Consider the following 5,347-nt stretch of genomic DNA (forward strand, 5'->3'; position numbering starts at 1 on the left):
AGGAGAGGTAGGGCGAGGGGGTACAGGGAGGGAGTCGACGAGGAGGGAGGAAATGGCAGGGTTTTGTTTTTGGGAGTGCGGCGGAGACAACCGAGATCCACGCGTAGGGGGGCGTCGGCAGCGTCGGTGGTGTATAGGGGCCGGCCCCCGGCCGGTACCGCCGCGGCCGACGCGGGACCGCCCGCACCGGCCGCCGGGGCAGCCGTCCCGGACGTCTCCGGCACGCTGCGCCGGGAACTGCTCGACGCCCTCCTGGCCCACGAGGCGGCCCGTCCGGCCGCTTCCGAGGACACCCCGGCCGTCCTCGACGCGGTGCTGCGGGCCGCCGCCCGCACCGCCGAGGAGGACCTGCGCGTCCTCGTCCACCGTGTCGGCCTGCTGCTCGTCCGCACCCCGCAGGGCGCCGCCGTGTTCGACCGCCGTCTGGTGGCCCTGAGCCGGGAGGTCCCCGGCTTCGCCGCCCGCCTGACCGGCTGGCTGGCCGACGCCCCCCAGGACTGGGCGGCGGTGGTCGGCCCCAGTGCCCGCCGTACGATCGAGCACCTCGCCGGGGTACCGGTCCCCGCCTGACGGCACGCCCGCACGCCCCGCACGGCACGGTCGCCGGTGCCGCCCGCCCGTGGCGACGTGCGTGACCGGTCCAGTGCCCGCACCGCGACGCGGGTGACGACCGGACCGGCGCCCGTGCGGCGCCATGTGCGACCGGCCCGGCGCCCTTGCGGCGCCATGTGCGACCGGCCCGGCGCCCTGCCGGGACGTGCGCCCCGTCACAGCGCCCGTACCGATGCGGGCAGGGAACCCGGGGCATGGCACCCTTAGACCTGCGGACAAGCAGCAAGGCAACCACAGCAACACGGACACGGGTTCGACGAGGAGCGGTCACAGTGCAGCGCTGGCGTGGCTTGGAGGACATCCCCCAGGACTGGGGGCGCAGCGTCGTCACCATCGGCTCCTACGACGGAGTCCACCGTGGTCACCAGCTCATCATCGAGCACGCCGTGAACCGCGCCCGCGAGCTGGGTGTGCCCTGCGTCGTCGTCACCTTCGACCCGCACCCCAGCGAGGTCGTGCGCCCGGGCAGCCACCCGCCGCTGCTCGCCCCGCACCACCGGAGGGCCGAGCTGATGGCCGAACTGGGTGTGGACGCGGTCCTCGTGCTGCCCTTCACCACCGAGTTCTCCCAGCTGTCCCCGGCCGACTTCGTCGTGAAGGTGCTGGTGGACCGGCTGCACGCCAAGGCGGTCGTCGAGGGCCCGAACTTCCGCTTCGGCCACAAGGCCGCGGGCAACGTCGACTTCCTCGCCGAGCAGGGCAAGCTGTACGACTTCGAGGTCGAGGTCGTCGACCTGTACGTCAGCGGCGCGGCGGGCGGCGGCGAGCCGTTCTCCTCGACGCTGACCAGGCGCCTGGTCGCCGAGGGCGACGTCACCGGCGCCCGCGAGATCCTGGGCCGTCCGCACCGCGTGGAGGGCGTCGTCGTCCGCGGTGCCCAGCGGGGCCGCGAGCTGGGCTTCCCCACGGCCAACGTCGAGACGCTCCCGCACACCGCGATCCCCGCGGACGGGGTGTACGCCGGCTATCTGCACGCCCAGGGCGAGGCGATGCCGGCCGCGATCTCCGTGGGCACCAACCCGCAGTTCGACGGCACCGAGCGCACGGTGGAGGCGTACGCGATCGACCGCGTCGGGCTCGACCTGTACGGCCTGCACGTCGCCGTCGACTTCCTGGCCTTCGTCCGCGGCCAGGCCAAGTTCGACTCGCTCGAGGCGCTGCTGGCGACGATGGCGGAGGACGTCAAGAAGTGCCGCGAGATCATCGCGGCGGACGAGCAGCAGCAGGGCTGAGCCCGCGCCGGGGCGGGCGCCGCTCCTGATCCCAGTCGGGCGCGGGCGCCGCCTCGGACCTACTGCCGGGGCGGGTGCCACCTTCCTCCCGCATCGAGTCTCCGGCGGCGGCTCACCGCAGACCGTGGCGGTACGCCCCAGGACCGTGGCGGCCCGCCCCAGGACCGTGGCGGTACGCCCCAGGACCTTGGCGGCACGACCCAGGACCGTAGCCGCCCACCGCAGGACCATGGCGCCCGCCGCAAAAGCGTGGCGGCCCACCGCGGGACCGCGATGGCCCACGGCAGGACCCCCTCGCTCACCGCGGTGGCGCCGTCGCCTCCGTCGCGGCTCGGGCGTGGGCCCAGTGGCAGGCCACCTGGGTAGTCTCGGTGGCGGTGAGGATCGGCAGGTCCCGGGTGCGGCAGGCGTCGGCGACGCCGGAGCGTTCGGCCTCGCCGCCCGCCAGGATCTGGCAGCGGACGTGGAAGCGGCACCCAGAGGGGATGCGTGAGGGATCCGGGGGTTCGCCGGTCAGGACGACCGGGGCGCCCGGGGCCTCGGGCAGCACGGACAGCAGGGCCTGGGTGTAGGGGTGCCGGGGCGCCGTCAGCACCTGCTCGACCTCGCCCGTCTCCACGATCCGCCCGAGGTACATCACCGCCACCCGGTCGGCGATGTTCCAGGCCAGCCCCAGATCGTGCGTCACCACCAGCGCCGACAGGCCGAGTTCGGTGCGCAGCCGCAGCAGCAGCGCGAGGATCTCGCCGCGCACCGAGGCGTCCAGGGAGGCCACCGGCTCGTCGGCGACGGCCAGTTCGGGCTGCAGCACCAGCGCCCCCGCGATGACGACCCGCTGCCGCTGCCCACCGGACAGCTCGTGCGGGTAGCGCAGGAAGAACCGCTCCGGCGGCCGCAGTCCGGCCCGGGACAGCGCCTCGGCGACCGCCGCCCGCTCGTCCCCGTCGTAGCCGTGGATGCGCAGCCCCTCGGCCACCGCGTCGTACACCGTGTGGCGCGGGTTGAGCGAGCCGCTGGGATCCTGCAGGACCAGCTGCACCCGCTTGCGGTACGCCTTCAGCGCCCGCGAGGAGTAGTCCAGGGGCGCGCCGTCGAAGGTGACGCGGCCCGCGGTCGGCGGGACCAGCCCGAGCAGCGAGCGGGCCAGAGTCGTCTTGCCGCAGCCGGACTCGCCGACCAGCGCCACGATCTCGCCCGGCCGGATGTCCAGGTCCACCCCGTCCACGGCCCGGGCGGGCGGCGCTCCGTTGCGGCCGGGGAAGGTGATGCGCAGGCCCTCGACGCTCAGCAGCGGTGGCGTATCGGCCATGGTGCCCGTCATGTGGTGCTGCTCCTCACTTCCTCGTCCGGCGAGGTCGCCGTGCCCGTGGACCCGGACGCGCCGTTTGCTCCAGCGGGCGCGGACGTGCCCTCCGCACCTGCGGAGGCGGACGCGCCGTCTGCCTCTGAGGACGCGGACCCGTCCTTCGAGCCCGCGGATCCGGATGCGTCCTTCGAGCTCGCGGATCCGGACGCGTCCTGCGAACCCGCGGTCGCCGTCGCGTCGTTCGAGCCCGCGGTCATGCCGTGCGCACCTGCGGACCCGGTCGTGCCGTGCGTACCTGTGGACCCGGTCGAGCCGTTCGCCACCGTGGGCCCGGTCCCGGTCGTGCCCTCGGCCCCCACGTGCACGCACGCCGCCCGCCGCCCCGGCCCGCCTCCCGCAGCACCTGGTCCTCGGTGCCGCACACCTCCCGGCGGGGAGACCGCCGGGTCACTGCTGGGGCGGCGGCGGGTTCTGGCCCTGCGGCGGCTGCCCCTGCTGGGGCGGGCCCTGCGGTGGCTGCGGGTAGCCGTAGCCGGGTTGCGGGGGGAACGGCGGGGCCAGCTGCTGCGGAGGCAGGGGCTGGCCGGGCTGCCCCGGCTGGCCCTGCTGCCCGGGCAGGGGCTGGCCCGGCGCGGGCGGCTGTCCCGGCTGTCCCGGTACGGGCTGTCCCGGCTGGGGCGCGTACGGCTGCCCCGGCTGCGGGGCCCAGCCCGGCTGGGGCGGCTGCCCTGGCTGTCCCGGCTGTCCCGGCTGGGGCGCGTACGGCTGCCCCGGCTGGCCCGGGACCGGCTGACCGGGATAAGGCGGTTGTCCCGGCACGGGCTGTCCGGGCACGGGCTGTCCGGGCACGGGCTGTCCCGGCTGGCCGGGGAAGGGCTGAGCCGTCGGCCCGGGCACGGGCTGCCCCGGCAGGGGCGGGGCGGCCACCGGGGGCGGATTGCCGTCGGAGGTCCACAGCCCGTGCGACTGCTGGTGGCGTACGAAGTCCTCGGCGACCATCGCGGCGAGATTGAAGTACGCCTCGCGCACCTTCGGCCGCATCATGTCCAGATCGACCTCGGCACCGGCGGCCAAGTGCTCGTCGAACGGCACCACGACCACACCCCGGCACCGCGTCTCGAAGTGGGCGACGATGTCCTCCACCTTGATCATCTTGCCGGTCTCGCGCACCCCCGAGATCACGGTGATGGACCGCGCGACCAGGTCCGCGTACCCGTGCGCGGACAGCCAGTCCAGCGTCGTACTCGCGCTGCTCGCACCGTCCACGGAGGGCGTGGAGATGATGATGAGCTGGTCGGCGAGGTCCAGCACGCCGCGCATGGCGCTGTAGAGCAGGCCGGTGCCGGAGTCCGTCAGGATGATCGGGTACTGCTTGCCGAGCACGTCGATCGCGCGCCGGTAGTCCTCGTCGTTGAACGTCGTGGACACCGCCGGGTCGACGTCGTTGGCGATGATCTCCAGGCCGGAGGCCGCCTGCGAGGTGAACCGCCGGATGTCCATGTACGAGTTCAGGTACGGGATCGCCTGGACGAGGTCACGGATGGTGGCCCCGGTCTCCCGGCGCACCCGTCGCCCGAGCGTGCCGGCGTCCGGGTTGGCGTCGATCGCGAGGATCTTGTCCTGCCGTTCGCTGGCGAGGGTCGAGCCGAGCGCGGTGGTGGTGGTCGTCTTGCCGACGCCGCCCTTGAGGCTGATGACCGCGATCCGGTAGCAGGACAGCACCGGCGTCCGGATCAGCTCCAGCTTCCGCTGCCGCTCGGCCTCCTCCTTCTTGGCGCCGATCCGGAACCGGGAGCTGCTCGCCCCCGGCCGCCCGCTGCGCGCCTTCTGCTTCTTGGTGTTGAGCAGCCGGTCGGAGGACAACTCGACGGCCGCCGTGTAACCGAGCGGCGCCGCCCCGGGGTTGGTGGGCTGCCGCTGGTCGTGCTGTATGGGCTGCGGCCAGGCCGCGCCGGTCCGCGGATCGACGGGCGGCTGCCCCGGTTGCCCGGGCTGCGGCTGTCCCGGCTGCGCGGGCTGCCCGGGCGGCGGCGGGAAGCCGTAACCACCGGGCTGGGGGAAGCCGTACCCTCCCTGCGCGCCGGGCTGCGGGAAGCCGTAACCACCCGGAACCGGTGCGGGCGGCGCCGGCTGCGCTGCCGCGGGCGCTGCGGCCGGAGTGCCCGCCGCCGGCGGGAAGCCGTACCCGGACGGGGGC

4 protein-coding genes are annotated in these 5,347 nt (G+C 74.7%); 2 read left to right on the top strand and 2 right to left on the bottom strand.

Features of this window, described 5'->3' with window-relative positions:
- The first annotated feature begins 126 nt into the window (after positions 1–126).
- Both GV126_RS23900 and GV126_RS23905 read left to right on the top strand, forming a co-directional pair.
- Positions 127–570, top strand: a complete 444-nt coding sequence (locus tag GV126_RS23900; protein WP_438947860.1) for a hypothetical protein — start codon at positions 127–129, stop codon at positions 568–570.
- 314 nt (positions 571–884) lie between these two features.
- Entirely contained in the window at positions 885–1,844 is a 960-nt protein-coding gene (locus GV126_RS23905; protein ID WP_159670332.1) for a bifunctional riboflavin kinase/FAD synthetase, read from the top strand.
- A 298-nt stretch (positions 1,845–2,142) separates the two neighbouring features.
- Here the strand turns inward: GV126_RS23905 and GV126_RS23910 are convergent, their stop codons facing one another.
- Positions 2,143–3,165, bottom strand: coding sequence for an ABC transporter ATP-binding protein (locus GV126_RS23910; protein ID WP_201299868.1), 1,023 nt, complete (start codon positions 3,163–3,165; stop codon positions 2,143–2,145).
- A 432-nt stretch (positions 3,166–3,597) separates the two neighbouring features.
- The coding region (locus GV126_RS23915) for a MinD/ParA family ATP-binding protein (protein ID WP_159670335.1) at positions 3,598–5,347 on the bottom strand (1,750 nt) is incomplete at its 5' end.

Origin of the sequence: Streptomyces mexicanus (genome assembly GCF_902506575.1) — a bacterium.
GTDB lineage: Bacteria > Actinomycetota > Actinomycetes > Streptomycetales > Streptomycetaceae > Streptomyces > Streptomyces mexicanus.